Raw genomic sequence first — 24988 nt, forward strand, 5'->3', positions numbered from 1 at the left:
GCGAAGCCAGGAATATTTTTGCTGATCTGGTGGTCCTGCAATTTCATTCTGCCCTCTTGTGTTAGATTGATCCTCTTTTAAACGGGTGGCTATCTTGGTTTCCGGACAACTTTACGAAGATATTGATGTAAATAGTGGCACAGAGAAACCACTACTCGAACAGGTTCAGGTAACACATCCAGCGTATTAAAATCTGTTCAATCATAGTGTACAGGATTGTCCATTCTCACACACTATTGAAAACAGGGGGAATTTTTGCAATTCTACTTGGTTGATACCGTCTGTGTACCTACTTTGTCCTATCTCTGTGGATGGATACCTACTCTCTCACGCATCAGTATAACTTGATGTACAGGGTTGTCTATTCTATCACTATCTTACTCTATCCTCTTTACTAGGTGTAAAACCAGTGTCTACCTATTAGATCGCCTCGCCCGAGTGGTAGCTAGCTGAACGTAAGAACTGGGCTGAATACTTACTTGAGCTCGCCGGTCACTAGTCCTCCACAGAGGCCTTAATTCGTTAAGTCGACTCAGAAACTCATCAGCTGATGCCTTCGTCTCGAAACTAACTTCTCCACCGTAGTTTTGAGGGCGCTAACCCTTTCACCATCGTCGTCAGTGTCTATTCAACGGTTATCCACGTTCCATCTGGGGCCCCTTCAATTCGGATGAGTGTATCGACCACTGACCGGATGTTCTCGAGAGAACGATCTGAGCATCGCTCTAAGTCGAGTGTGAATATCTGCGGAGTTGCCGAGTGCTTCCACTCGAAGAGCTTGAGGAGGCGGGTCACAGTCTCGACGGATGTCTCCGCCACTAAGGCGTCAAGTGAATGGACGAGAAGCGATGAGTTACCATTGAAGCCGGAGTCGATCTGGTCGAGCGTGAGGAATAACGACGTGAAATCTCCTGTATTCGAGAGCGTATGTACTGGTGGGTCTCGATAAGGCCGTGATTGCTGGTCGGCATCGAGATCAAGAATCCCGAACCGGTGGTCTGGGAGGAATCGTTCGAAGTCGCGTTCGATGGCGTCAGCATCTCGCTCAGTCGTGACGATGCTGCTGCCGGCCTGTTCACGTACTTCGTGCTGTGCGAGGAAGGCGATTGTAACTGTCCAAGCATAGTCTAGATCGTCTGCTGCGATAATAATCTGGTCAGCAGCCCCATCTAACTGCCGGTCAATATATCGTGCGTCGCGAAGTGCCTGATGGGCTACTTGTGTGAAGCTGTGCTCCGTCCCGGCCGATGAAGCCGGTGAGTCGGGCTGATCATTTGATGTCTGTGTATCTTTCATTGTAAAGGCTGGGCTGAAGAGACGCCAGCTAATCTCCGAGGACACATGCTGACGACCTGAAGAGGCTGAAGAGGTGGCGAAGAGCGTTGGAAGGGTGCTCAATCTCCAGCCCGAGGCCTTGAGTTAGGTGCCGTTCTCGTGTAGTAGTTTCCCTACTACAGTCGAGATGGGCACCGCCCTCTGTCTTACAGACGTCATCGGGCAGGGGTGGAGAGGCCGTCTCGCCTAGCTACCTTATCGTACCATTTCCCACCTATTTAAGACTGTCCATTCATCCAGAGAATGCAGGGCAGACACGGTAGCGACAGCTCGATTCTTGAAGAATCAGAGATATCGCGCCTATTTGTATCAGGGCTACTGATTATCCTTACTTGAGTCGACTACTCTCCCCCTGACTTCGCTCACCCTGATGGTTCGTTCGCTCGTGGAGGATGGTGATTGTCCATGAAACCGTCGTTAAGCTGTCTGACTGGGCGTTAAAGCCGTCGCCCAGCGTCACCGTTCCAAACCTCGAGGCAAACTGGCTGTTGGCCTCAATGGACATACCGATATTCTTCGCCGCATTGTCGTCCGCGCTCGCTTCCGACTCGTACTTCACACACCGGAATTGAAACCCGCCTATAGGGCGACGCAGATTTTCGAACGGGAAGCGAAACGCGTTTTTCTCAACCCCTTGTGTGAATAGCTGTGACTGAGTCTGAGACTGAGCATCGAAGCCAATTCCTCGCGCTCTATCTCGTTCGCTTTGCGGCGAGGTTTGGGTTCTCGGCGCTCGTCATCCTCCTTCCGTATTACGTTAATCAACTCCAAGCTTCGGGGTTGATGACTGGCCTGTTCTATACGGGCTTTACTGCTGCACAGCTCGTCGCCGTCGTCCCGCTCGCATGGGCCGGTGACCGGTACGATAAGCGTCTCGTTCTCCTAGGAGCCCTCGGCGTCGGCGCCGTCGTCTATGCGCTGTTTACCCTCGTCACTTCCCCCGTAGCACTAGTCGGAATCCGTGCGCTACAGGGAGTCGTCGTTGTCGCACTTAGCCTGCTGACACTTGCGTACGTCGGTGAGCTTGCGACGCCCGAGACGCGCGCGAACAAGATCGGGAAGTCCAACGCTGCTCGATTCGCCGCCGCGATCGCGGGGAGCTTCACCGCAGGCATTCTCTATCCCTGGGTCGGTTTTGAGCCGGTCTTCTGGGTCCTCGTCGTGCTGTACGTCGCTACGTTCATCGCTATCGTCTTCTTCCTTCGCCCGGATAAGGCGGTTATCCGTGGCTTCCCGTTCTCCGGGCTAGCATTCAACCGTCGCATTCGAACATTGAGCATCTTCCGGGCACAGTACTCTGTCGCAGTGACACTCGTTCGGACGTGGGTGCCCTTGTTTGCGGGTGTCGTCGCCGCGCGGGGTGGTCTCGAGATGGTTCCGATTGCTGTTACCCTCGTCGTTACCGCCGAGAAGCTCGCAAACCTCCTTCTCCAACCGACGCTCGGGTCGCTCTCCGACCGATATGGGCGTGCCCTCTTCGTGTTTCTTGGTGGTGGTGCATATGGTGTCGTCGCACTTGTCGTTCCGTTCACACCCGCTCTTGGAACGATGTTCGGACTTCCTGAAACGATTCCGCATATTGGCTACGTCTCAAGTGCGTTCGTCCCTCTTGTTGTGCTGAATGCCTTCCTGGGAATTACTGAGGCTTTCCGTGAGCCCGCAAGTATGGCGTTATTTGCCGACGAGGGGAGTAGCGATGAAGAGAGCGGTGTCGCAGCAAGCTTCGGTGTCCGCGACCTTGTTTGGCGACCGGGTAGCTTGCTCGCCCCGGTCTTCGGTGGATGGCTTATGGGCTCGGTCGGAATGGACTGGGTCTTCTACATTGGTGGTGTCGCCGCTATCTCTGGAGTCCTCACGTTCCTCCTCGTGCTCGTTCGTGACCACGGACGAAGCGCACTCACGGAGTGGTAGGACCTGTGGCACTGTCCGGATACAGGTAAGGTGGCTCGTCACGGATGTTGTGCCTGAGAAAGGGAGACCGATACCACATGCTCTTCAATATTTGACCGAATGAAATCGTTCAGCTGGAACTACTTGAGAAGTAGTATCAACCTTTTCTGACGAACAGCACTACATTCGATTTGGTGATTCTGAGCCATATCTACTACAGCCTGTGGCCAAATAATAGACACCAGACAATATCGAACGTTTCATATTGGTGATTATATGATTACGTATAGTCGGACTCAGCATCTGCCTGAAAACCACGACAGACTGGAAGTTAATACATATATTCGACAACCGTATATCCTTACGCTATATGCGATTCTGTGACGAGTGTGGTTCGATGATGCACACGGAGGGCGACACGTGGGTATGCCACTCTTGTGAGAACAAGGAGCCGCGAGACTCGCAAGCGGAAGCAGCGATGGAGACCCAAGATAGACAGCAAGACGACGGGGCACCCGCCGTGGCCGACGCGACCCAGGGCTCCACCGAAACCGTGCAGGAGTCTTGCCCGGCGGACGACTGCGACAGTGACCGGGCCTACTACGAGATGATACCGAAGCCAGGCGTCTCCTACGAGGTCCGGCTGTTCACCTGCGTCGAGTGCGACCACAAGTGGCGCGAGTCTTGACGGCGTATCTCGCGATCCCCCGCCGCTTAAATTATGCATAGAACACATCCGACTCCCAACCCCCCGATCTAGTCAGTAGTTGAGACTGGCTGTCTCAATGCACACGGTGCCGATCGGCTCTGCCGCTATCCGATTTATCGGCTCTGTTGAAGTCCTATCGATTCCACACCTTTCCTGCTGAAACAGCTGTTGGGTGGGACTGCGAACTGATCCGTCGAGCGACCACCGGAACTTTGATACATTTATTCGATTTCGTTCACTAAGGATGTTTGAGATACTGGACGCGACAGAGGACGATCTCATTGCGGTACGTGTCGGGAATGGTACTGCTGACGGCTACGAGGAGTTCTACTCGCTGCTCATTGAACGAACGAAGCAACATGGGTCAATCCGAGTGTATGAGGAAGTTCCCGACTGGACAGCAACGACGTATCTCACCCATCTGCACGGGATTCTTCCAGACCTTCGATACGGACCCGAGTTCGACATTCGTTCCTATGCGTGCGTCGGAGACTCGTTCTGGGCAAAATTACTCTTTCACCAGTGGCGAGCCATACGGCCAGTCTGGCCAGTTGCTCCCGACCAGATGCGATACTTCCAACTAGACAACCGCGACAGCGCCTTGCAATGGATTCGTAACGGTTCAGCCCGTCCGTAGCACTACGACTACTTTCTTCGCTGTACTTATTGAAGGTATTCATCAGACCGAGACAGTTTTCATGACCAAATTCAGGGGAGAACAGATACTCCGTAAGTGGGTGAACATATTGTCAGTGGGATGACAAATCGATTTTGACTGCTCCTCGAATCGTAGTGATAATGCCAGTGTTTCCAGTGGAGATGGAGAGTGAACGGCTACGCTACGAGCGGCTCCATCAGGATGAGTTTGACCCATACGAACTCTATACTCACGTCCAAGAAGGAGCGCCCGGAATTGACGAAATAACCGAGTACGTCACGTGGAACTCATACTCTCACCCCAAAGCGGCGTTCGAATGGGTCGAGCAGTGTGGGACGGAGTTCGAGAACGGAGAGAACGCTACCTACGTGATTCGACCGAAAGACGGCGAACACGCTAACGAATTCGCCGGTCTCGCTGGAATACATCCAGATTGGGACCGTCAACTGGCGACACTGGGGACGTGGCTCCGAAAGCCCTTCTGGAGACGAGGGTACTCTGGAGAACGAGCTGCTCGTTTTCTCAAACTCGCGTTCGACCGACTCGACCTCCAAATTGTGACGGTTACACACGACCCTGAAAACACGAACTCCCGGCAAGCCATTGAGAAATATGTTGAGCGATTCGGTGGTCATAAAGAGGGTCAAATCCGTAATGAACTCGTTATCGACGGAGAGCCACGCGACTCCGTCCGATACAGTATTGCTCGTCAGGAGTGGGAACAGAACTGCCGCGGAGAACAGGAGTGAACCGTTGAGCAAGAGCATTAGGTGGATTCCCTCTATTGAACGTTCAAAGTGCCTTGTCGATGTTGTGAGTGAGACAGCAGACAACGAGTTCACGGAACTGCTTCCACCAGTGCCGTGAGCGGACGAATGCGCCATATTTTCGTTTGAGGCGAGAGTTTACCGTCTCGTTTTGACTGCGCTGACCGTAGAGATCGGCATCCAACCGAGCATTCCACGCTTTGTGAAGAGACGAGAACTCGCGGTGCTTGATGAGCGGACGAACACCAGTTTCACGGGCTAATGCGCGAATCTTCTGATCATCGTATCCCTTGTCGCCGAGGAGAACTGCTACTTCCCCGGTATTCCGCTTGATGAGCGACGGCGCGATCTTCGAGTCGTGTTTTCGTGTTGTTGTTACGTGTACGTCGAGGACAGCATTTGCTCTCGTGTCCACGAGAAGCGTGACTTTCAACTGCTGAATCGTCAACTTCGTTCGCTTCGTATAGTGCTTCGAGGCGTGACTACGGTCAAAGCCAGAGGCATCGATACCGACGACACCGTTGGTCGGGAGGAGGGTAACCGAGAGGTTGAGCAGCACACGCCAAACCGCCATATCGAGCCAGTTAAACGCCTTACACAACGTCGAAGGAGACGGGAGTTCCTCAAGACCAAGGGCGCTCCGAATGCGAGGCATCTCGATAAGTTCGTCAAGGAGCGTCCGGTACGTCGTATTCTTCCGCACCTTGAGACGGAGCAAGACGATGTGCTTGTGGAGTGTGTACCGTCGTTTCGAGAACTTTGACGAGTAGCGGGCAACAGCTCGCCGAGCCAAGTGATATGCCTGCTCAACGAACCGAAGCAACTGCGACTTTGGGAGGGCCTGCATCCGGTCAGACTACCGGGCGAACCTGTAACCCTCCGAGGATTTCAACAGAGCCGATTTATCACAAGTTGCTGGTGAGGGGGCGGTAGCTGTTTGCGAGCACGAGTATGGTTCCGGTCGCCATTAGCGTCGTCGCGACGAGCGGTGTGACGAACCCAACGGCAGCGAGCGGGACACCGATAGCAGGCACTGTGAGCGCGAGTCCGAGATTTTCGAGAAGGCGACGCCGTGTCCCACGCGCGATTCCGAAGAGATCGCGGAACGGCGTCAGATCGTCGGCCGTTACGAGAGCGTCCGCGACAGTCACGGTGAAGTCACTTCCGGAGACCATCGCCACACCGAGATCAGCAGCGGCAAGCGCTGGTGCGTCGTTCGTCCCGTCCCCCACCATCGCGACGACACCCTCATCGCGGAGGCGACGGACGAGCTCTTCTTTCGCTTCCGGTGGGACGTCCGCGTAGACCTTGGAGACGTCCGGGTGTGCCTCGAACTGCCGTGCAACGCGTGAATCATCGCCCGTGATGACCACGATCTGTCGGTCATCGGCCGCGAGCTCCGCGACAGTTTCCGTCCACTTCTCGCGGGGCTGATCTTCGAGTGTGATCACGCCTGTTGCGGTCCCCTCCCAGCCGACGACCGTTGGGAGCTCGCCACGGTCACGGACACGGTCGATTGTGTCACGGATGGCTTCGGGAATGCTCCAGTTGAGGTCGTCGAAGAGTGCGGGGTTTCCGACGGCCGTCCGCGACGCGTCCACGTCGGCCACGACACCGTAGCGGTACCGTTCGAACGACGTAACCGCTTGTGAGCGGTCCGGTGCACGGTCGCGGATTGCGGCGGCAATCGGGTGGCTCGAACGTGACTCGACGGCCGCTGCCCGCCGAAGAACCGCCTTACTATCGCACTCCTCAACTGCGTGGACGGCGGCGACACGCATTTCGCCGGTGGTGAGTGTTCCGGTCTTGTCGAACGCGATGACGTCTGCGTCGGTCACCCGTTCAAGGATCGTCTGATCAAAAACCGGGACGTCTCGCTCGGCAGCCGTTGAGAGCCCACGACCGACGGCGAGTGGTGTGACGAGGCTGAGGGAGACGGGGCAGGCGATAATCAGCACGGTGAGTGCCGTCCGAAGTGCGGGTTCGGCTGGCGCGCCAGCAACCGTCCACGCACCGAGTGTGACGAGTGCGAAGACACAGACAACCGGGATGTAGATTGCTGTCACACGGTTCGTGAGCCGCTCGGCCGGGGACTGTTCGGTCTGGAGATCCCAGACGAGGTCGCGGAGTCGGTCGAGTGTGCTCGTCGCCCCCTCGTCGACCGTGATTTCGAATGAGCCGTCGGCGGCAATGGAGCCACCGATGACCGTGTCGCCGACGACTTTACGCTGGGGTCGTGCCTCGCCAGTGATGAGCGCCTCGTTAACCGTTCCGCGGCCATCGACGATCGTGCCGTCAAGTGGGATTCGTTCGCCCGGCCGGACGAGAAGCCGATCCCCAGTCGTGCAGTCCTCGGGTGGGACGATCGTCGTTGTCCCGTCCTCAAGGAGGCGGCGTGCAGCGGTCTCTGTCTCGTCGACGAACTCGGTGAGGTCTTCGACCGCCTGGCGTTTATATCGGGCACGGGCGTGATTCCCGATTGTCGTGAGAACGATGACCGCCGTCGCGATATCGAAGAAGAGGTAGAGACGGTCGAGATAGAGCAGTGAGACCATGGAGTACGCGTAGGCGCTCACCGCAGTGATGGAGATGAGGACGTCGACAGTAAGCTGGCGTTCGTGGAGACTGATGTAGGCCGACCGGAGGATGGGGAATCCGACGCCGAAGATAGTGATCGTGGTGAACATCGCGACAGGCCCGTAGAGACCAGTAACGATTGCGTGATTATCGAGTGAGGAGGTCGGAAGGAGTCCGAGATAGACGGGGTAGAAGAAGGCAGCATAGATGATGTAGATGGGTGCGACGGCAATCACGGAGAAAATCGTGCGGAGATGGTCGAAGTCGAAGTCGTTCCGGTCGGCGGGTGTTTCCTCTGGTGTGGGCGCAGAGGCTCGATATCCCCATGCAGAAAGTGTGTCCTCGATGGTGTCACGCTCAACCGCCTCGGGGTCGTAGCTGACGCGCATCATCTCGGCCGTATAGCTCGCGGACGCACCGCTGACGCCATCGAGTGTCACAGCGCGTCGCTCGAGATACGACTCGCATGCGTGCGTATGCATGCCGCTGATCGAGAAATACGCCGTCTCGCCGTCAGTCTGCTGCGTTGTCTCAGGAGTGTGTTCGATGTGTGCGCCACTGGTTCTCGTCTCCCCCTGTTGGCAGCCACGCGAGCAGAACACCTCCCCGTTATCACGAATCGGCTCGCTATCGATCTCGCGGCCGCAGAACGAACACGTAGTCACGGTCGCCTCGTAGAGTCCGAACGGAGACGCGCCTGAGCTAGCGGGGTATGTCTCTGTATCATGGTGGGCGTCACGGTCGCTAATGTGTATGGGTAGTTGTGCGGTGCGTCGTTGCTTCGTTCACGAGTTCGACAGTGACGTGGTCAAGGCCGGCGTCTCGGAGTCTCTCGTGGATAGTCGCCCGTAGCTCCTCTTGGGTATTGAGCGAATCGACTGAGACCTTGACTCGAACTGTCCCGATGGTAAGCCGACTACAGACCTGCCAGACGTGGCAGTCCTCGACCGCCTCAACGCTCTCGATCGACATGAGGGATGCCTGCAGGTCGGCGATCGGAATCGGGCTACGTTCGAGGAGGAGGTCGAGGCTGTCACGCAACACGGTGTATGCTGACCAGATGATGACGACAGCGATGAGCGCGGCCGTGATCGGGTCTACCATGCGGATCTCGAAGACGGCGACGATGGCGGTCGAGATGATGACCGCGACGGACGCCCCGGTATCGCCGAGCAGATGGTAGAACGCGCCGCGTTCGTTCAGGCTGAGTTCGTCGCCGTGGAGGTAGCCGACGGACGCGACGTTCACGACGAGGCCGCCCGTGGCGAGGAGGACGGTCATCGTCGGGTCGAGGTCGACGGGGTTGTAGAATCGCTGGTAGGACTCGTAGAGGATGACGAGCGCCATCGGGACGAGGAGCACCCCGTTGAGGAGGGCGGCGAACGGTTCGAGTCGGTGGAGTCCGTACGTCCACAAATCGCGCTCCTCGTACCGGTCGGCGACATAGGTGGCTGCAAACGCCATCAGATACGACAGCGCATCGAAGAGCATGTGGACGGCGTCGCTTAGGAGTGCAAGCGATCCGAACAGGAGACCACCGGCGAGTTCGATGACGAAGCCAGCCGTGTTAATCGCGGCGACGACGCCGAGTTTACGTATACTTCGCGGCTCGGTATGGTTGCCGTCGCCGTGGTCGTGGTCTGAATCTGTCGTCGTGTCGTGGTTGTGGCTCTCCATTAGTTTGGGAACGAGTGGAAGCGCATCAGTGAGAGTGTAGTGCGACTGGGTGAGCGCTCTAGTCGTCCTCGGGGGTGATTCGGGAGAGGCGCATCGCGTTGCCGGTGACGCCGAGCGTCATCCCGGCATCGCCGACGAGGACGGCCGCCCAGATGGGGACGAGGCCAAAAGGCACGGCGAGCGCGAGGGCGGCTTTCGCGCCGAGACTCGTCCAGACATTCTGCCGGATGACGCCGTTCGCGTCGTGCGACAGTTCGTAGAGATAGGGGAGGCGTGCGAGGTCGTCGCTCATCAGCGCGATGTCCGCCGTCTCGAGGGCGGTGTCCGTACCGGCCGCACCCATTGCGACACCGACAGTCGCCGTTGCGAGCGCCGGCGCGTCGTTCACGCCGTCGCCAACCATCGCGACGCCGTCGTACTCGCCGTCGAGGTCCTGGATGGCTTCGACCTTCTCGTCGGGGAGGAGTTCCGCGCGGAACTCATCAACGCCGACCTCCTCGGCGATGGCGCGTGCAGTACGCTCGTTGTCGCCGGTGAGCATCACGACGTGCGCGACGCCGAGGTCGTGCAGGCGCTCGACGGCGCGACGCGCTTCGGGGCGGACTTCGTCCGCGACGGCGATGACGCCTTCGAGTTCGTCCTCCGTCCCGACGAGAATCACCGTCTTCCCCTCGGATTGGAGGTCGGGGATGGTGTCCTGGAGGAGGTCGAGGCAGTTGTTCCGCTCGCAGAGGCGCTGGCTGGTCTGCGTGACGACCCCGCCGTCGGTGACGGCGTGGACGTGCGAGAGGTCGAAGCCGAGTTCCTCGAAGAACCCCGGCTTGCCCGCGTAGTGCGTCTCGCCGTCGAGGTCAGCGCGCACGCCCTTCCCGGTGACACTCTCGAACTCGGAAACCGAGCGCTTCCCGACGTCGTTCTCCGCGGCGTGGTCGACGATGGCTGCGCCGATGGGGTGTTCGGAGCGCGACTCGAGGCCGCGCGCACACCGCAGGACGTCGTCCTCGGTGTTCTCGTTGAGCGGAATGACGTCCGTCACGGCGAGTTCGCCCTTGGTGAGCGTGCCGGTCTTGTCGAGCGCGACGGCCTCGACGTCGCCCATCGCCTCGAGGTGTTGTCCGCCCTTGATGAGGACGCCGTTCTTCGCGGCGCTCGTGATGCCCGACACCACCGAGACGGGCGTCGAGATGACGAACGCGCACGGGCACGCGAGGACGAGCAGGGTGAGGCCGTAGACGACGGACTGCTCCCAGGTCGCCCCGAGGACGAACGGCGTGCCGAGCGTGACGAGGACGGCGAACGCGACGACGACCGGGGTGTAGTAGCCGGCGAAGCGCTCGACGAACTGCTCGCGTTCGGTCTTGTTCGCCTGTGCGTCCTCGACCATCTCGATGATGCGCGAGAGCGTGTTGTCCCCAGCCTCGGAAGTGACTCGGACTTCGAGGTAGCCCTCCTCGTTGATGGTGCCGGCGTACACCTCGTCGCCATCCGTCTTGTCCACGGGGACGGACTCGCCGGTGATGGGCGCCTGATTGACCGCGCTCTCGCCGACGCTGACCTCGCCGTCCATCGGAATCTTCTCACCGGGCTTGACCACGACGACGTCGCCGACGCGGACGTCCTCGACGGGCACCGTCATCTCCTCGCCGTCCCGTTTGACGGTGGCTTCGTCCGGGGAGAGGTCCATCAGCTCCTGCAGGGAGTTGCGGGCCTTGTCCATCGAGTAGCGCTCCAGAAGCTCGGCGACGCTGAAGAGGAAGGCGAGCATCGCGGCCTCCATATAGAGCCCCTCGCCGAAGCCGACACTGACGACGAGTGCCCCCGTAATCGCGATGGACATCAGCAGGTCGATGTCCAGATTCCGGTTGCGCAGCGAGTAATACCCTCCCTCGATGATCTCCTGACCACCAACCGAAACTGCGATCAGGAAGAGGACGTCCGCGAGCGCGAGCGTAAATGGCCCCGTAATCAGCGTAGAGTTCTGGCCGCTCAGGACGAATTCGAAGAGCAGGCCGAGCGCGACAAACCCACCGCTAATCCATGTCTTCGTCGCGCGATCACTCTGCCAGACCCCGTCAGTCTCTGCCAGTCCACTACTCCCTTCCCCCCTGGAGACCGTCGTCTCAGTGACGTCGTAGCCAGCGCTCTCGATCGCCCGTGTCACGTCGTCAGCCGACACGTGCGCCTGGTCGTACGTGACGACGACTTTCCCAGTCGTGGGTTGGGTTTGATAGGTGCTGACGCCAGTGACGTCCTCGAGGGCGTTCTCGACCTTCCCCGCGCAGGACGGGCAGTCCATCTCCGGAACGGTGAACGTCTCGGTCGTCTCACCGACGCCAGATTCGACGGTATAGCCGGCCTTCTCGACGCGCTCGGCGATGGCCTCTGGCGTGGTTCCCTCCTTCTCGTAGCTGACGGTGAGGGTACCAGTCGTGACCTGCGGGTCGACCGTCTCAACGGCGTCGAGTTGCTGCACGCTCTTCCGGACTTTCCCGGCACAGGACGGGCAGTCCATCTCCGGAACGGACAACTGTACTACCTCTCCGTTCACCAGGTCTGCCACTGGCTCATCATGCTCGTGGCCATGATCGTGGTCGTGATCATGGTCGTCATCGTCGTGATTATGGTCGTGTGCTGATGCTGGTGGATCGCTCATACTCGGAGATAACCATCATACAGTTATTAATCCACCTGTTAACTGAAACGGTCTATATGGGCTGTATTGCCAATTTAACTCCCTATATTATTATTCCAGATGGGTGAACTGATTCGTATATAATAGAGTGATGGTCAAGACCGACCAGCATTTCTACGGCCCACGCACATCTTTGTGTATGAATGCGATCTCGGACCGTGTCCGATCGGTGACTCTCACCATCGCACTCGCTATTGTTGGGTTCGGTGTCGGTACACTCCTCGTCGCGACGGGAGCCGGACTCCTCACTGTTGTTGGTATTCCGGTCTTTGACCGTCCCGCTATTCAACTCGTACTTAGCGCCACACTTCTCCAAGGTATTGCGTTTGGGGGGGTCGCGCTCCTCTACAGCCGACTTGGCAATACATCTCCACCACTCCCGGTAGCGGTTCCATCGCGGCGTGATCTCGCGATTATCGTCGCTGGAAGTGTCGCGACACTCGCGCTTTGGGTCGGTCTCTCCATGACGGCGAGTTTCCTCGGGCTTGATTCGGCGACAAACCAAGTCGTGACTACGGCAGCCAAAAACCCCGCCGTCCTCCTCCTCATGATCCCGCTCTCCTACCTCCTTGTTGGGCCTGGCGAGGAATTGCTCTTCCGTGGCGCCATCCAAGGACGGCTCCGTAGCGAGTTCACACCGACTGTTGCGATCCCGATCGCGAGTGCAACCTTCGCAGTTCTGCATGTCTCTTCGCTCTCCGGCGACGGAAAGCTCGTCTACCTCGGTGGTGTGTTCCTCATCGCACTCGTCCTCGGTGTCCTCTACGAATATACAGAGAACCTCGCCGTCCCAGCACTTGTTCATGCGACGTATAACGCGGTCCAATTCGGCGTCGCGTATTTCTCGCTCTCTTCAGCACCCGCAGTGCTTCTCGGCTAGTCTCTCAGAGACGCAGTATCATACTTCGAGAGGAAGAGCACAATACCCAGTATGACGGCCATCCCAATGCTGACCGAAATCATCCCGTAGAGGAAGAGGTTGAATGGGGAGAGTGCGAACGATATCGGACCAAGCGTCGCCTCTATCCCTTTCTCAACAGCGCTCTGAAGGACGGAGGCACCGACCGCGTATCCGAATCCAGCGGCTGTAAGAATGGCGACGATGAGCATCGCGATTACGATATGAGAACCGGATCGGGTTGGGGCGCGCTCACTCATAGTCGACGTGTCTCGTAGAGCCAGCACACAATTGCACCGATAACTGCCAGGACACCAGCAGCGAGCACTGTAACGCCGCGTACCCAATATGTTGTTGCCGCGAGTAATACGAGTCCGGCCGTTGTGAAGAGACTCCCAATTCCAAGGGCTGGGCGCGAGAGCGTACGTGCATACCCGGATTCTCTGAAGATTCCGATAATACACACCTCAAGAAGTAGGAGTCCACCGACTGCGACCGGGAGGAGTACACCCGCAAGGAAGACGCCAACCTCGGAAAGGACAAGTCCAAGCGCAAGGAAGACGGGCCATGGACTCGATCGTTGGTAGCCTGCTGCAAGCCCACTCTCAGCCATACACCCCCTTTGGACGACCGATATAAGAGCCGACCGGTCGCACAACTGAGCGTTCGAATCCGAATGATATAATAACTCATCTCCAAAAATACGGCTATGAATAAAATTCTCGGAGACGCCAGTGTCGGTCTCATGACTGTACTGCTATTCGTAATCACAGTTCTCTTCCTCATGTACCCCGACCCAGCAAAATCAGGTAGTGTGAAACTGGTTATCCGGGGACTTCTAGGCGTTGTTGGCGTTCTCATCATCGGTCTTATTGTATCCTTCGCGACAGGAACTGGATCTGAGGCGCATTGAGCAATCTTAACAGCATCTCTGTCTCTGTTGTTCAGGATAAGGTCAAGGGGAGGCGGCGCTGGCACGTGTTGAAAGTCATTAAATCAGCTATATCTAACGATTAGCTGCACCAGTCCTGTTCGCGATTGAGGGATCCAACAGAGCACAGAACTCTTCCTCTACTGGTCGGTTGGACGGACTCTTGAGCGTCTCCGGGCTATTCTTCTGCAGTGGCTGCGACTCGCGAGTCTCGACGCAGCGTCTTTCGACGAATCGCACACCAGCAGCGCGTCGAATGGCCCGAATATGACTCGACACCGCTGTACGATCGCTCCTCACTTGGTGGGTTAGAATCAGACGTTCGAGTCGTCTCACGTGTCTGGTTTACGCACCCTGATCATGACTCACTCGAACAGTTTGTCTGCGAGCTTCCTCTGGCCTACTTTCGCTTCGAAGCCCACGACTGCTACGAGAGTTCGACATGCTACGAGATGGATACCCTCTTTCGCGTGTTCGTGCTGAAAGAACTCCACGGCTGGACGCACGAAACACCTCTCGTCGAGTACCTCGATACCTACCCCGAACTTTGTGAACGCCTCGAGTTGGGGACGGTTCCGGATCAATCGACACTGTGGCGCACATGGAACGAGCGTTTCACGCGCGATCTCCGCGAGACGATCCAGGAAGCGGCTCGACTAATCTTGATCAAAGCGCAGAACGCGGGTGTCGCTGTACCACGCAAACCAGAACGAAACCTCCCGGATCGAGGCGACGACGCTACTGAATCGGACCCTGCCGACCAGGCCCTCCTCGACAAGGCCGGGATGATTACCAAGCACGTCAGTCGCGTTGTATTCCCCGCGTTCTCGCTCAACCGTGGTGAGGGCTGTGAGATTCCCGAGAACGCTTACTGGGGCTTACAGACCTACTTGGGACTCCGTGAGAATTTGGCCGCCAACGAGGGCGCTCGCAGCTTCATTCACGAGTCGACGCGTGATCGAACACCACTCGGACACGGCCATCGCGACCAGATTCGCGATCTCTCCATCGAGCAGATCCGCGAGATGTACCGACAGGCACTCCGACAGCTCATCAACGAGCTCGCGGAGACAGAGGAGTTCTTCCGAGCGGGTATTGTCGCGATCGACATCACTGAGGACGATCCCTTTACCGGCGATAGGACGGGCCACGAGGACGAGATTATCGGGACGAAGGAGAAGAACGACGAATACGCCTACCAGTGGGCGACAGTCCAGTTGGTCGGCAACGCAGTCCCTCTTGTCCTTGATGCCCGTCCGGTACGGAAAGGTGAATCACGCAAGGAGATCGTCGAGGACTTGCTGGATTCGGCGGAAGAGCTCGTCCACGTCGATAACGTGCTGATGGACCGGGAGTTTGATAGTCAGCACATTCTAGAGATGATCAGCCAGCGGGGGCTCTCCTACGTCGTGCCGAAACGGATGCAAACGAGTGAGAAAGCTCAGGCCAAGCGGTTGCTCCAGCGTGATCAAGACCGGTACGAGACCGACCGGAAGCTCCATCTCGGGAAGAACGAGTGGCATGAGACGACGCTAATCTACCGTCGGAAGGAGAACTCTGAACACGATGATCACCGGCAGTACTCGGTGTTCATGTCCAACCGGGGTGGGGGCTTCCTTAGTGAATATGGATATCGCTGGGAGATTGAGAGTGGCTATCGGTCGATCAAGCGATTCATGGCCGCGACAACCTCGACCGATTTCGGGCTGCGGTTCTTCTACTTCGCGTTCGCGTGTCTCTTGTACTCGATTTGGCGAGCGGTCGATCTACTCGTCCAAGTCGAGTTGACCGGGGAATACGAACGATCACCGATGGTGACTGCCGATAATACGCTCACGCTGTTGAAGAAGGAGACAGGAATCGGGTAGTAAGGTACTCTCCCCGTGATAGAGCGCCGTCTGAGTGGCAACGCTACCGAAAGGGACCGATAATCCATCATATAGTAGGCATACTAACAAGAGTGGCCGTTTGGAGAGTAACCTGAAGCAGTTTCCACTCATCGATTCGTCCGAGACCGCGCATTACAGGCCGGCTAAACCCGGTGTAGTCTCAACTTCCACGATCTAGTCATTTTGTATATCGATATACAGTATATGGGGTGGGGTAATGTAGAAATTCGGTGTTAGAAGACTCTAAAACCCCGAATACAGTAGATTGAGTGGAACTGATGAGTGGTCCTGATTATTCTGGTAATCACGAACACTTTGAAGTTCCCCGCCGCCGTTAGGTAAGCACGAAAACTGCAATCGATTCAGGACGCCGCTTTCCCTCGGGTAGGCCCACTATAGTCGGGCTCCTATCTCGTTCTGAACCTAGTTGGCAGAACAACTCGAAACCAGAGTTCGATATAAAACGAACTACCTCAACCTATATGAGTATAGGGCGTGAACTGTATCCCATGACCGATGACGCATCGAACTCTCAGAGTCTGATGGAGCGTCAGACCACAGGTGAAGATCGTGTTCGGATGGTTGCCCGGCAGCTAGCGGAGCCACGAACGGCGAACTGGGTTGCCTCCCAAGCGAGCTGGTCACACGAGCCCACCAAGCGTGTCCTCGAGCGGCTCGTCGACGACGGAATCCTTCACCGTGACGAGAGCGGCACTCATACCACGTACTATCCCGATTACCGTCGGCAGGCGATGCAGGAGGCGATGCGCCTCCGAGACAGCGGACATACTGTCGAGGAACTCACGGACCGGCTCGCTGATATGAAGTCACAGATCCGTGATTGGGAGGGCGAGTTCGGCGTCGAGTCGCCGAATCAGCTTCGTGGGACGCTCGCTGAGGAGTCGCTCGATGTTGACGATGAGGACCGCCGGCGTGAGATCGCACGCGAGTGGGAACATCTCCAACGGCGCATCAAGATCGTCGGTTTCGCCATCCGTGAGTGGGACTTCCTCACGCCGACAACAGAGCCTGCTGAGGCCAGCAGCTAGCGGATGTCGGTCCCGCATCCCGGGGGTGACCCGAACGCAAACCTCTACGCTCAGCTGAAGCGAGACGCTCTCGACCGTGTGCCACAGATCACGACGGTCGAGTTTGTTCCTGACGATATCGAGGCGAAGGAACTTGTGGCACGTTTCGACCCTGCCCGTCTTGACCCTCCAACGGGACCTGAGTCCCCGGAACTGACTGTCAAGTGGTACCGGCAGGATCCACATGATTGGTTCCGAATCAATTACACCGACCCGAACACGGACTTTCACGCTGGCTGGCACCAAGATGAGGACCACCCCGATCTCGGGCGAACTCACTTCCAGTACTCAGCCGCTGACGGGGAGGACCGCTGGGGTGTTACCTTTGAACACGAGACTCCCTCTCTGGTTCTTTGGGAGATTATCGAAGAACTTCTCGAGGACGTTCACCCGAACCAGCACACGCAGAAGGACTCATGATCCCCCGAGAACGCGCTGATCAACAACTTGCGAGTTCCTTCGAGCGCTACCTCCAGGACAAGGGGAAAGGTCGCGGTGGCGACGGCGGGAACTATCGACGAAACGCTGCACGCGAGCTTGAGCGGTTCGCTGAGTGGGCCGCCGGCGACCGCGACGACGATGACTGGACCGGGATCGTCCCCGACGACGTCAACCGAGAGCCGACCTTCGACGATCTCGACGAACGCGTGTTCCGAGAATATGCCCGGCATCTCGACGGTGATCGCGGACTCAAGCAGAACACGGTACAAACCTATTATCGCTATATCTCTGCATGGTGTGGCTGGTGCGTCAACGAGGGATATCTCGAAGCGCACTACGCGCAGCGGGCGAGTGCGATGGCGCCGCTACCGGAGGACGACGGCCGCAAGCCTGGCGATCAGCAGGCCTGGACGTCCGAACAGCGCCATGTCCTCACTCGGCACGTTGATGAACGGGCCCACAACGCCGTCGAGGCGTACACGACGCTTCCGGAGGATACTGACCTCCTCGACACGCAGCGCGCTCGCTACGCGGCGCTGAAGGCGGCTCGTGACCGCGCCCTCGTGTTCGTCCTCGCGTACACGGCTGTCCGGGTTGGAGAGCTCCTTCGAGACCCGAACGACCCGCGCCGGCGCGGTGTCCGCTGGGAGGACCTCTCCCTTGAGGACGGGAGTATGGATGTTTACCGGAAGAAACAGCAGTGGGACGCTGCGAGTCTCCCCGACCCGGTAATCTCGCCGCTGCGGAGTTACCAGAAGCTGATGAACCCGCCGACGGAGCGCTGGCCGGTGTTCCCGACGTTCGACCAACGAACGCTTGCGGGGCTCGTCCAAGATGAGCTAGCCGAACGAGGGGACCGCCCGGAAGAGATCACTGACCGTCGTGAGGAGTACGCCCGCGACCTACTGCTAGCGCTCGATGAGGATCTGCAGCCGCCGTCAATTACGACCGACGGCGCACGGTCGATCCTCCAGCGACTTTCAGAGGCCGCAGAGATCGATATCGACCATCCGAAACACGACTATCTCGCGCCCCACGGCGGCCGTCGCGGGATGGGTGAGGTCCTCGTTCGAGCGTTCGGGTATACGGTTGCGGCTCGGTACTTAGACAACTCTGAGGAGATGGTTCGAGAGCGGTACTCCCATATTGAGGCGGGGGAACTCGGGGATGTGGCGACCGAGGCGCTCAGCGAAATTGAGCCACGATCACAGTCAGACTCTTCTCGCCAGTGAACTCCCACCCCTACCGCTCGTCTAGTCCCGTATAGTTAGCCCTCTAAGTCGACGTACTGATCCTCCCATTCGCGGCGTGCGTCGAGTTCACGTCGGCCGCGTCGCGCGAGTGTGTAGGAATTCGTGCGCTCGTCGATTTTGCCCTTCTCGACGAGACCCTTCTCAACGAGCGTATCCAGATTCGGGTACAGCCGGCCGTGATGAACCTCCGTCTCGTAGTACTCCTCGAGTTCTTCCTTGATCGCAAGGCCATGTGGGTCCTCGAGACCCGCGATGACGTAGAGCAGGTCACGCTGAAAGCCGGTCAAGTCATGCATACTGGGTATTAGACATGTCGGGTTATTAGTTAACTGGTTACTTGTTGCTGGACTGCTCTCCCCACCTCTTGGCTCAGTATTCGACTTCTCCTTCCAAAACTCTGAACTAACTTCCAACCAACTTCCTCTATACATTTCGCCGGGTAGATAGCTTGACCTTGTTGCCCAGTTCTGTGTTCAGGTCGACGTTGTCTGACAAACGAATATATGATGAGCGTCCATAGGCAGGATTGGATTCGGCTCTGATACCCGGACAGGGACGTCTGCCGTGGTAGAGTGACGGTCGCTCCCCACGAGTGACCCCCTCTACAACCTGTAGGAGGGTGTTCGTGGACCGTGCTTCTGGAGGAGCGCGGCCACTACGCGAGCAGACGCCCCGGAACGTACCGGAGTCTAATCCTCACAGCTCGTCCCAGGTGGGTGGTGTGGACGAATCGGCTGGGCTGCGTTTGCCGGCGTTGTGAACGAGGCTCAGGAGATCTTTGGTGGGCATCCAGACTGCGACTGCCTTAGGTCCTCGATTGGTCACTGTCTCCGTTTCCGACGATCGAGAATTCCTTGGCAGGAGGACTCGCTCCGATTTCGATTCGGTCACCGGCGACTGCTCCCCGACCTCCTTCTGGATTGCATCAAGTCGATCAGTGAGACGGCGGATGATCTCGGCCCGGTTCCGGTTTGCTCGCTCGTGCGTGAGGTACTGTTCAACGGTTTCGACCGCCTCCATCATCTCGATTGCAGGTCTGATGACGCGGTAGTTCGATGTGTCGAGGAGTTTCTCAGGTGGGAGCTGTTCGAGAAGAGCGGCGTCGTGGCTCATCACGACCCCACTCGCGTCCGCTCCCGGCTGACTGGCGTTGCTGTTTTCGGCGACGTGAACCGCCCCCATGCCGCGAGGTGCGTGCAGGCCTCGTTGACGACGCACTCGATGGCCTGTCTTGTCGAAACATCCCTGGGCGGGACCTTGACGATGTTGACGAGTTCGAGGGCGTCATCGAGCCGGATGTGCGGATGAACCTGATAGAGGTGTTCGACGGCGCCCTTCATGAGCGTCTCTGGATCGTCTGTGTGGCGGTCTGTATCGTTGAGGCGTTCCATCACGATAGCAGTGAGAAGTTGCACACGCCGGGCGGCGATGCTTGCGTCGACGGAGTCTTCGTTCGGGATCGGGGCTGTCGGCGTCGTCTGGTGATCGCTCGTTGTTCGGTTGGCAGTTGTGGGTTCGCCGGTAGTTTCTGTATTCATGGAGCAGGTCCCTCCATCGATTCGAGGGCAACAAACGAGAGCGAGAATCTTTCCTACGCAACAACTATACTGAACGCTGGTGAACTGTTGCGTAGGAAAATGCCCACGGACGCGCCCAACGACGACGAGGAGGAGTCCCCCGAGCCCCCGGCCGAGCTGGCGAACTGGGTGGTAGATCCGCTCCAGTCCCAGAGCATTCCGAAGCTTGAGCACGTAGTTGAGTACGCCGAGGAGTTGATCGCCTACAAGTCGCGGCCCGTCTCAGCCGAGGCGGACAGTACTGACGGGGAAGCGGGGGGAAGTGAGACGGTCGAAACCCTGCCACAGAAAGAGCAGTCCACTCAGGAGCGCCAGCGTCGACGGAAGGAAATCGAGACTATGTCGAAGGCGGAGCGGATCGCGCTCTCGGACGAAGAATTACGGAAGTACGGGACGGTCGAGATACGGAAGCTCGATTGCGGACCCGGCTGCAAGCAGTGTCCACACGGCCCCTACCGCTACTGCGTCTACCGAAACAGCAAGGGCACAGTCACCTCGAAGTACGCGGGGAAATTGGGCAGCGAGTGATAGTACCGTCAAGACGCCGTCGGTGTTGAAATGCCGGCGGCCTGGCGATTGCAAGAAACGGTCATATGGGGTAGTCCCTTGCTCGTGATTGGTGGGAGACGGCGATTTCGGGGCTGACGAATCGCCGGGCTCGGTGTGGGACGTCAATGCCACGGGAGACGGGCAGGAAGATCGAGTCCTGGCCGCTGCAGACGATGCTCGCGAGGAGTTCGTGTTTGCACATCACCCGCCACGGCGCCATCTGCTTGTAGGGGCAGGCGCAGGTCAGCGCATCCCCCCACGGAATGAGCGGGTACTGGCTTCCGCTGCCGTATTCGCCGACTAGGAGTGGGGCGGGGAGTTCGATGCCGTAGTCGACGAGGTAAACTGGGTCGTCGGTCTGGGTGTGCGAGAGCGCGGATTCTCGAAGGACGCCAGCGGCGTCGAGATCGCGGTCACGGGCGAAGGTTTCGGGGTCAGTATCCTCGTCGACGAGGACCATTCCGACGAAGGCGTTGTGTTCGAGCAGGCGGTCGGCGTCGGGCGCAGGCCCGATGCACTTCTCGATCAACGAGCCGTACGACGAGTTCTTGAGAATCTGGCTGAGGTTGGGGCCAGGAATGAGTTCACGATACCACTTCTCGCGGCGCTGGCGTTCTTCCTTGAGAGCTCGTTCGGGGTGTGGGTCTTCGCGAGCGATTCGGAGTCGGGCAGCGAGGAACGCCGGTGCATCAACGAGGACGGTTTCATCGTTGACGTGGTTGTAGAATCGTCTTTCTTCGTGGATTCGTGCGGTACAAGAGGTCTCGGCGTAGGCGAGGCCGAGCGGCTTCTGCTTGACTCCCTGCCAGGGGTGAGTCGCGGGATCCGCCGGATCGTACTTCCACGGGTTGTAGTTGCCGAGCAGTTGGTCACGGCGGATCGGCCCACCGCGCATGAAGTCGAGGCGAATCTGGTGCTCGATGGGTTCGACGTTGGCCGGGTCGTGTTCGACGTCGTACTCGTAGTCGCGGTCGGTAAGTGCGAGTGCTCCTGGAGGGAGCGAGAGCGTGGGTACGTTGCCGTCGGCTGTGTGGAGTGTTCGAGAGGACATCGTGTGGTGCGGGCGCGAGCCAGATGCCCGCTACCGTCGCGGGGGCGACAAACGAGAAGCGAATTCGAAGCGTGCTTTAAATACAGGTCGTTCACCGGCGAACACGTTGATGTAGGGATAACTACATCACTCCATGAGATGATACTCACGGTCGTGAGCTCCAGTTCGAGGGCGCTGCTAGTAGGTGATCCTAATGTCCGAACGTGACCTCCCCAGCGACGTTGATGCGGATCTTGAATCTACTGAGGAGGATAGTCTCGTGCTCGTCGTTGACGACGATGGCGATGTCGCCGAGACAACTGCGCTTATGCTCGAACAACGGGAGTTAGACACGATCTGGAAGTCGAGTGCCCGGGCGGGGGTGGAGTGCCTGAAAGAGAAGCACGAGGAGATTGACTGCGTCGTCAGCGACTACCAGATGCCGCAGATGGATGGGCTTGAGTTACTTGAGGAAATGCGTGAAGTGAACCCACATCTGCCGTTTATCTTATTCACGGGCCAGGGGTCTGAACAGATCGCGAGCGAGGCCGTTGAGGCTGGTGTCTCGGGCTACATTCAGAAAGGGGGGATGGAGCAATATGACCGAGTCGCCAACCGAGTAGAACAAGCGATTATCCAGCGCCAGACTGAACGGGAGTTAGAAGAGACGAAAGCTCGCTTCGACGCACTCACCGAAAACACCACGTTCGCCATCCTCACGATCAATGGCGACAGCACGATTGAGTACGCGAACGGCGCGGTCGCTGACCTACTTGGGTACGATTCAGAGACGTTGGTTGGGGAGTCGCTCACCGCGATCATTCCCGACCGTCTCGTCGACGCACACAAAGAGGGGATTCAACGGTACCTGCGGACGGGCGAGAAACAACTCGATTGGGGATGGATCGAACTCGTCGCGGAGACACGGGACGGTGAAGAGATCCCCGTGGGTGTATCGTTCGGTGAACGAGAAACTGACTCCAGGCATCTGTTCACGGGGATAATTCGGGATATCTCGGAGCAGAAAGCGCAACGGGAGCAGCTGGAAGCAGAAAAAGAACGCTTCGAGGCTGTCTTCGAGAGCGCGCTGGACTCAATGTTTATCCTCGACCCAGCGTCGAAGACCATCGTTGAGGCGAACCCGTCTGCAGCGGAGATGCTCGGCTATTTCCGAGAGGAACTCCGGGGGATGGCAATCGAAGAAATCCATCCCGATGATTACGCTGAACTGCTTGCGTTTGCCCGAGAGGTTCTCCAGGGGAATCCCGGTCGGTACGATACTGAATGCCACACGGCCTCCGGGGAGGCGATTCCAGCAGAGGTAGCGGGATCCGTACTGACGTTCGAGGGCGAGCAGCGACTACTCGCGGTGGTTCGCCCTCATGAAGAGGCAGAACGGGACCAATGAATATCTCTGACAGCGGGACAAAATCTCCCTGCTGAGTACCTTCAGATAGCTGTTTGGCACGAGAGGCTGTCGAACGACGATTGGGTGTGGTCCAACCCCAGAGACGTCTCTCGTCGGGGTTGCTCTGACGACTAGATGATGTCGTCGGGGTCGTGGACGTCGCGCATGCGCTGGGCTTCGGCGGCGTACTGTTTGCGGGTGTCTGGGTCGTCGACGTGTCCCAGATTGGCGGGTGTAGCGTCCACAGCGGCGGTTGTATCCCGGACGTCACTGAAACTCGTGAGGGCACGCTCCTTCCGGAAGTAGCGCTTGCCGTCCGGGGTCGCGTACGTCAGGATGATCAGGTTCTGTTCGTCGTCTGAGTACGTTCGCTCGACCAGCCACACGCGAACCGACTCGCCATCGCTCTCCGGGACACTCATGCCCGATCGGACGCCCCACGAACAGATGGATTTGATGCCCGCGTTCCTGCACACCACGAGACTACCGTCGCGGCCAGTCGCTGACCTGTCCGTCTCTCACGGCGAAGCTAACCGAATTCTGTGGTCGACACCTACATCACTTCTCTTGGAGTTCGGTGATGCGTGCTCGAACGGTGGCTGTCGCGACGGTTGCGGCGTCAGCGACGTCTGTCTGTGTGTAGCCTGCGTCTTCGTCTTGACTCGCGAGGTAGAGGCAGGCGGCCGCGACACCTCCGGGATGTCGACCGTTCGTGATACCGGAGTCCTCGGCGGCGTTGAGGTACTCCCCGGCGCGCTCGCGGACACGACGGTTCGCATTGAGGTGGGAGGCCACCCGGGCGAGATGGTCGCTCACTTGGACGACCTGTGAATCGAGGCCGAGTTCTGTGTTGAGGACGCTGTAGCCGTGCGCGACGTCGGAGTGTGGGCACTTTGCGACCGCACTCACCTCGCGGAGCGTGCGTGTATCGCCACGACACCGGACTGCCGCGTAGACGGCTCCCGCACTCATCGTCTCGATAGACCGTCCACGGATGAGGTTCTCTCGGTGCGCTCGTCGATAGAGGACGCTGGCTTCCTCGACGACGTCTCGACTGAGTTCGAGCGCGCTCCCGAGACGCGCGATCTCGCCGCAGGCGTGCGCGAGGTTCTGTTCGGCTCTCGAACGCCATCGGGCCCGCGTGTGTTCGCGACGGAGTCGACTGAGCTGTCGGCGTTTCCGGGCGGAGAGCGCGTTGCCGTGCGCGTCGCCACCGTAGCCGATCTCGGTCGAGAGACCGCGGTCGTGGCGGGCCTGCGTGAGAGGCGCGCCCGTTCGTCGCGAATTCGTCTCCTCGTCGGGGTCGTACCACGGTTCAGCGCTGTGGTCGAAGCGTTCCTCCTCCAGAACGAGACCACACTCGGTACAGGAGAGTTCACCGCCGTCCGCGAGTACCCGCCCCTCGCACTCTGGGCAGCGTCCACTAATCGGTCCATCGTCCTCGTCGAACCCGCTCTCATAGATGTCTCTGGTTGCCATCAGTATCAGTGGGACACTCACGCGCCCCACACCCCGCAGGGGCCAAAAATTGGCGATTCGGCTAGGTTTCAGGAGGCCGATAAAGCTGAGAGTGCCTTTGTCGAAACCACCAGGGGGGTATCGTACTCTGAAGCAGCCGT

Annotated in this window: 25 protein-coding genes; 12 read left to right on the forward strand and 13 right to left on the reverse strand. The window is 58.4% G+C overall.

From position 1 onward, the window contains the following. Positions 1 to 624: 624 nt before the first annotated feature. Positions 625 to 1341, reverse strand: coding sequence for a hypothetical protein (locus tag EFA46_RS15680; RefSeq protein ID WP_148040733.1), 717 nt, complete (start codon positions 1339 to 1341; stop codon positions 625 to 627). Positions 1342 to 1983: 642 nt separating this feature from the next. Here EFA46_RS15680 and EFA46_RS15685 point away from each other — a divergent pair. From EFA46_RS15685 to EFA46_RS15700, 4 genes are all read left to right on the forward strand, one after another. After that, positions 1984 to 3246, forward strand: a complete 1263-nt coding sequence (locus tag EFA46_RS15685) for an MFS transporter (RefSeq protein ID WP_123078988.1) — start codon at positions 1984 to 1986, stop codon at positions 3244 to 3246. 349 nt (positions 3247 to 3595) lie between these two features. Further along, positions 3596 to 3913 carry an RPA12/RPB9/RPC11 RNA polymerase family protein gene (locus EFA46_RS15690; protein WP_123078990.1) on the forward strand — a complete coding sequence of 106 codons (318 nt, stop codon included), beginning with the start codon at positions 3596 to 3598 and terminating at the stop codon, positions 3911 to 3913. A 265-nt stretch (positions 3914 to 4178) separates the two neighbouring features. Continuing rightward, positions 4179 to 4571: an STAS/SEC14 domain-containing protein gene (locus tag EFA46_RS15695; RefSeq protein WP_123078651.1), complete on the forward strand. Its 393-nt coding sequence runs from the start codon at positions 4179 to 4181 to the stop codon at positions 4569 to 4571. Positions 4572 to 4732: 161 nt separating this feature from the next. Then, positions 4733 to 5341 (forward strand): GNAT family N-acetyltransferase, encoded by a 609-nt coding sequence (locus EFA46_RS15700; RefSeq protein ID WP_123078653.1) that lies wholly within the window; start codon positions 4733 to 4735, stop codon positions 5339 to 5341. A gap of 43 nt (positions 5342 to 5384) precedes the next feature. Here EFA46_RS15700 and EFA46_RS15705 read toward each other — a convergent pair whose 3' ends face one another. The 4 genes from EFA46_RS15705 to EFA46_RS15720 all read right to left on the reverse strand — a co-directional run bounded on the left by EFA46_RS15705 (position 5385) and on the right by EFA46_RS15720 (position 12266). After that, complete coding sequence (locus tag EFA46_RS15705) at positions 5385 to 6206, reverse strand: IS5 family transposase (protein ID WP_123078655.1); 822 nt, start codon at positions 6204 to 6206, stop codon at positions 5385 to 5387. A gap of 58 nt (positions 6207 to 6264) precedes the next feature. Further along, positions 6265 to 8601, reverse strand: a complete 2337-nt coding sequence (locus EFA46_RS15710) for a heavy metal translocating P-type ATPase (protein ID WP_123078657.1) — start codon at positions 8599 to 8601, stop codon at positions 6265 to 6267. 79 nt (positions 8602 to 8680) lie between these two features. Then, the gene (locus tag EFA46_RS15715) at positions 8681 to 9613 is read right to left on the reverse strand and encodes a cation diffusion facilitator family transporter (protein ID WP_123078659.1); all 933 of its coding nucleotides are present in this window, start codon (positions 9611 to 9613) and stop codon (positions 8681 to 8683) included. A gap of 58 nt (positions 9614 to 9671) precedes the next feature. After that, positions 9672 to 12266, reverse strand: a complete 2595-nt coding sequence (locus EFA46_RS15720) for a heavy metal translocating P-type ATPase (RefSeq protein WP_123078661.1) — start codon at positions 12264 to 12266, stop codon at positions 9672 to 9674. A gap of 178 nt (positions 12267 to 12444) precedes the next feature. On the opposite strand from EFA46_RS15720, the gene EFA46_RS15725 reads away from it, so the two are divergent. Further along, positions 12445 to 13185: a CPBP family intramembrane glutamic endopeptidase gene (locus EFA46_RS15725; RefSeq protein WP_176969904.1), complete on the forward strand. Its 741-nt coding sequence runs from the start codon at positions 12445 to 12447 to the stop codon at positions 13183 to 13185. On the opposite strand, the gene EFA46_RS15730 is transcribed toward EFA46_RS15725, so the two are convergent. After that, entirely contained in the window at positions 13182 to 13463 is a 282-nt protein-coding gene (locus tag EFA46_RS15730; RefSeq protein ID WP_148040712.1) for a hypothetical protein, read from the reverse strand. The two genes, EFA46_RS15725 and EFA46_RS15730, sit on opposite strands and share 4 nt — an antisense overlap. Continuing rightward, positions 13460 to 13816, reverse strand: a complete 357-nt coding sequence (locus EFA46_RS15735; RefSeq protein WP_123078667.1) for a hypothetical protein — start codon at positions 13814 to 13816, stop codon at positions 13460 to 13462. The genes EFA46_RS15730 and EFA46_RS15735 overlap by 4 nt, the downstream gene beginning before the upstream one ends. A gap of 96 nt (positions 13817 to 13912) precedes the next feature. Here EFA46_RS15735 and EFA46_RS15740 point away from each other — a divergent pair, with 96 nt between their 5' ends. The 5 genes from EFA46_RS15740 to EFA46_RS15760 all read left to right on the forward strand — a co-directional run bounded on the left by EFA46_RS15740 (position 13913) and on the right by EFA46_RS15760 (position 18784). Beyond that, positions 13913 to 14116: a hypothetical protein gene (locus tag EFA46_RS15740; protein WP_148040713.1), complete on the forward strand. Its 204-nt coding sequence runs from the start codon at positions 13913 to 13915 to the stop codon at positions 14114 to 14116. A gap of 209 nt (positions 14117 to 14325) precedes the next feature. Continuing rightward, on the forward strand, positions 14326 to 16002 hold the full coding sequence (locus tag EFA46_RS15745; RefSeq protein ID WP_123078669.1) for a transposase: 1677 nt from the start codon (positions 14326 to 14328) through the stop codon (positions 16000 to 16002). 530 nt (positions 16003 to 16532) lie between these two features. After that, on the forward strand, positions 16533 to 17072 hold the full coding sequence (locus EFA46_RS15750) for a hypothetical protein (RefSeq protein ID WP_123078822.1): 540 nt from the start codon (positions 16533 to 16535) through the stop codon (positions 17070 to 17072). 3 nt (positions 17073 to 17075) lie between these two features. After that, a complete protein-coding gene (locus tag EFA46_RS15755; protein WP_123078824.1) occupies positions 17076 to 17531 on the forward strand; it encodes a hypothetical protein in 456 nt (151 codons plus the stop codon). After that, complete coding sequence (locus EFA46_RS15760) at positions 17528 to 18784, forward strand: phage integrase SAM-like domain-containing protein (protein WP_123078825.1); 1257 nt, start codon at positions 17528 to 17530, stop codon at positions 18782 to 18784. The genes EFA46_RS15755 and EFA46_RS15760 overlap by 4 nt, the downstream gene beginning before the upstream one ends. A gap of 35 nt (positions 18785 to 18819) precedes the next feature. Here EFA46_RS15760 and EFA46_RS15765 read toward each other — a convergent pair whose 3' ends face one another. From EFA46_RS15765 to EFA46_RS15775, 3 genes are all read right to left on the reverse strand, one after another. Next, a complete protein-coding gene (locus EFA46_RS15765; RefSeq protein WP_123078827.1) occupies positions 18820 to 19101 on the reverse strand; it encodes a PadR family transcriptional regulator in 282 nt (93 codons plus the stop codon). Between the two features lie 400 nt (positions 19102 to 19501). Next, positions 19502 to 19918 (reverse strand): hypothetical protein, encoded by a 417-nt coding sequence (locus EFA46_RS15770; protein WP_148040718.1) that lies wholly within the window; start codon positions 19916 to 19918, stop codon positions 19502 to 19504. Then, positions 19918 to 20343 carry a hypothetical protein gene (locus EFA46_RS15775; protein WP_123078829.1) on the reverse strand — a complete coding sequence of 142 codons (426 nt, stop codon included), beginning with the start codon at positions 20341 to 20343 and terminating at the stop codon, positions 19918 to 19920. The genes EFA46_RS15770 and EFA46_RS15775 overlap by 1 nt, the downstream gene beginning before the upstream one ends. Positions 20344 to 20442: 99 nt before the next feature. On the opposite strand from EFA46_RS15775, the gene EFA46_RS15780 reads away from it, so the two are divergent. After that, positions 20443 to 20910 (forward strand): hypothetical protein, encoded by a 468-nt coding sequence (locus EFA46_RS15780; protein ID WP_176969920.1) that lies wholly within the window; start codon positions 20443 to 20445, stop codon positions 20908 to 20910. A gap of 61 nt (positions 20911 to 20971) precedes the next feature. On the opposite strand, the gene EFA46_RS15785 is transcribed toward EFA46_RS15780, so the two are convergent. After that, positions 20972 to 21982: a hypothetical protein gene (locus tag EFA46_RS15785; RefSeq protein ID WP_123078831.1), complete on the reverse strand. Its 1011-nt coding sequence runs from the start codon at positions 21980 to 21982 to the stop codon at positions 20972 to 20974. A gap of 193 nt (positions 21983 to 22175) precedes the next feature. On the opposite strand from EFA46_RS15785, the gene EFA46_RS15790 reads away from it, so the two are divergent. Then, complete coding sequence (locus EFA46_RS15790; protein WP_123078833.1) at positions 22176 to 23369, forward strand: PAS domain S-box protein; 1194 nt, start codon at positions 22176 to 22178, stop codon at positions 23367 to 23369. Positions 23370 to 23500: 131 nt separating this feature from the next. Here the strand turns inward: EFA46_RS15790 and EFA46_RS15795 are convergent, their stop codons facing one another. Both EFA46_RS15795 and EFA46_RS15800 read right to left on the reverse strand, forming a co-directional pair. After that, entirely contained in the window at positions 23501 to 23791 is a 291-nt protein-coding gene (locus EFA46_RS15795; protein WP_123078835.1) for a hypothetical protein, read from the reverse strand. Between the two features lie 136 nt (positions 23792 to 23927). Further along, positions 23928 to 24848 (reverse strand): transcription initiation factor IIB family protein, encoded by a 921-nt coding sequence (locus EFA46_RS15800; RefSeq protein WP_123078837.1) that lies wholly within the window; start codon positions 24846 to 24848, stop codon positions 23928 to 23930. Positions 24849 to 24988: the final 140 nt, after the last annotated feature.

It is taken from the genome of Halarchaeum sp. CBA1220 (assembly GCF_003721175.2).
Taxonomy (GTDB): domain Archaea; phylum Halobacteriota; class Halobacteria; order Halobacteriales; family Halobacteriaceae; genus Halarchaeum; species Halarchaeum grantii.

Coding starts and splice junctions, on each gene's coding strand:
- EFA46_RS15690 (WP_123078990.1), top strand. CDS start 3,596: ATGCGATTCTGTGACGAGTGTGGTTCGATGATGCACACGGAGGGCGAC.
- EFA46_RS15695 (WP_123078651.1), top strand. CDS start 4,179: ATGTTTGAGATACTGGACGCGACAGAGGACGATCTCATTGCGGTACGT.
- EFA46_RS15700 (WP_123078653.1), top strand. CDS start 4,733: ATGCCAGTGTTTCCAGTGGAGATGGAGAGTGAACGGCTACGCTACGAG.
- EFA46_RS15705 (WP_123078655.1), bottom strand. CDS start 6,206: ATGCAGGCCCTCCCAAAGTCGCAGTTGCTTCGGTTCGTTGAGCAGGCA.
- EFA46_RS15715 (WP_123078659.1), bottom strand. CDS start 9,613: ATGGAGAGCCACAACCACGACACGACGACAGATTCAGACCACGACCAC.
- EFA46_RS15720 (WP_123078661.1), bottom strand. CDS start 12,266: ATGAGCGATCCACCAGCATCAGCACACGACCATAATCACGACGATGAC.
- EFA46_RS15725 (WP_176969904.1), top strand. CDS start 12,445: ATGAATGCGATCTCGGACCGTGTCCGATCGGTGACTCTCACCATCGCA.
- EFA46_RS15730 (WP_148040712.1), bottom strand. CDS start 13,463: ATGAGTGAGCGCGCCCCAACCCGATCCGGTTCTCATATCGTAATCGCG.
- EFA46_RS15735 (WP_123078667.1), bottom strand. CDS start 13,816: ATGGCTGAGAGTGGGCTTGCAGCAGGCTACCAACGATCGAGTCCATGG.
- EFA46_RS15740 (WP_148040713.1), top strand. CDS start 13,913: ATGAATAAAATTCTCGGAGACGCCAGTGTCGGTCTCATGACTGTACTG.
- EFA46_RS15750 (WP_123078822.1), top strand. CDS start 16,533: ATGACCGATGACGCATCGAACTCTCAGAGTCTGATGGAGCGTCAGACC.
- EFA46_RS15755 (WP_123078824.1), top strand. CDS start 17,076: ATGTCGGTCCCGCATCCCGGGGGTGACCCGAACGCAAACCTCTACGCT.
- EFA46_RS15760 (WP_123078825.1), top strand. CDS start 17,528: ATGATCCCCCGAGAACGCGCTGATCAACAACTTGCGAGTTCCTTCGAG.
- EFA46_RS15765 (WP_123078827.1), bottom strand. CDS start 19,101: ATGCATGACTTGACCGGCTTTCAGCGTGACCTGCTCTACGTCATCGCG.
- EFA46_RS15770 (WP_148040718.1), bottom strand. CDS start 19,918: ATGAGCCACGACGCCGCTCTTCTCGAACAGCTCCCACCTGAGAAACTC.
- EFA46_RS15775 (WP_123078829.1), bottom strand. CDS start 20,343: ATGAATACAGAAACTACCGGCGAACCCACAACTGCCAACCGAACAACG.
- EFA46_RS15780 (WP_176969920.1), top strand. CDS start 20,443: ATGCCCACGGACGCGCCCAACGACGACGAGGAGGAGTCCCCCGAGCCC.
- EFA46_RS15785 (WP_123078831.1), bottom strand. CDS start 21,982: ATGTCCTCTCGAACACTCCACACAGCCGACGGCAACGTACCCACGCTC.
- EFA46_RS15790 (WP_123078833.1), top strand. CDS start 22,176: ATGTCCGAACGTGACCTCCCCAGCGACGTTGATGCGGATCTTGAATCT.
- EFA46_RS15795 (WP_123078835.1), bottom strand. CDS start 23,791: ATGAGTGTCCCGGAGAGCGATGGCGAGTCGGTTCGCGTGTGGCTGGTC.
- EFA46_RS15800 (WP_123078837.1), bottom strand. CDS start 24,848: ATGGCAACCAGAGACATCTATGAGAGCGGGTTCGACGAGGACGATGGA.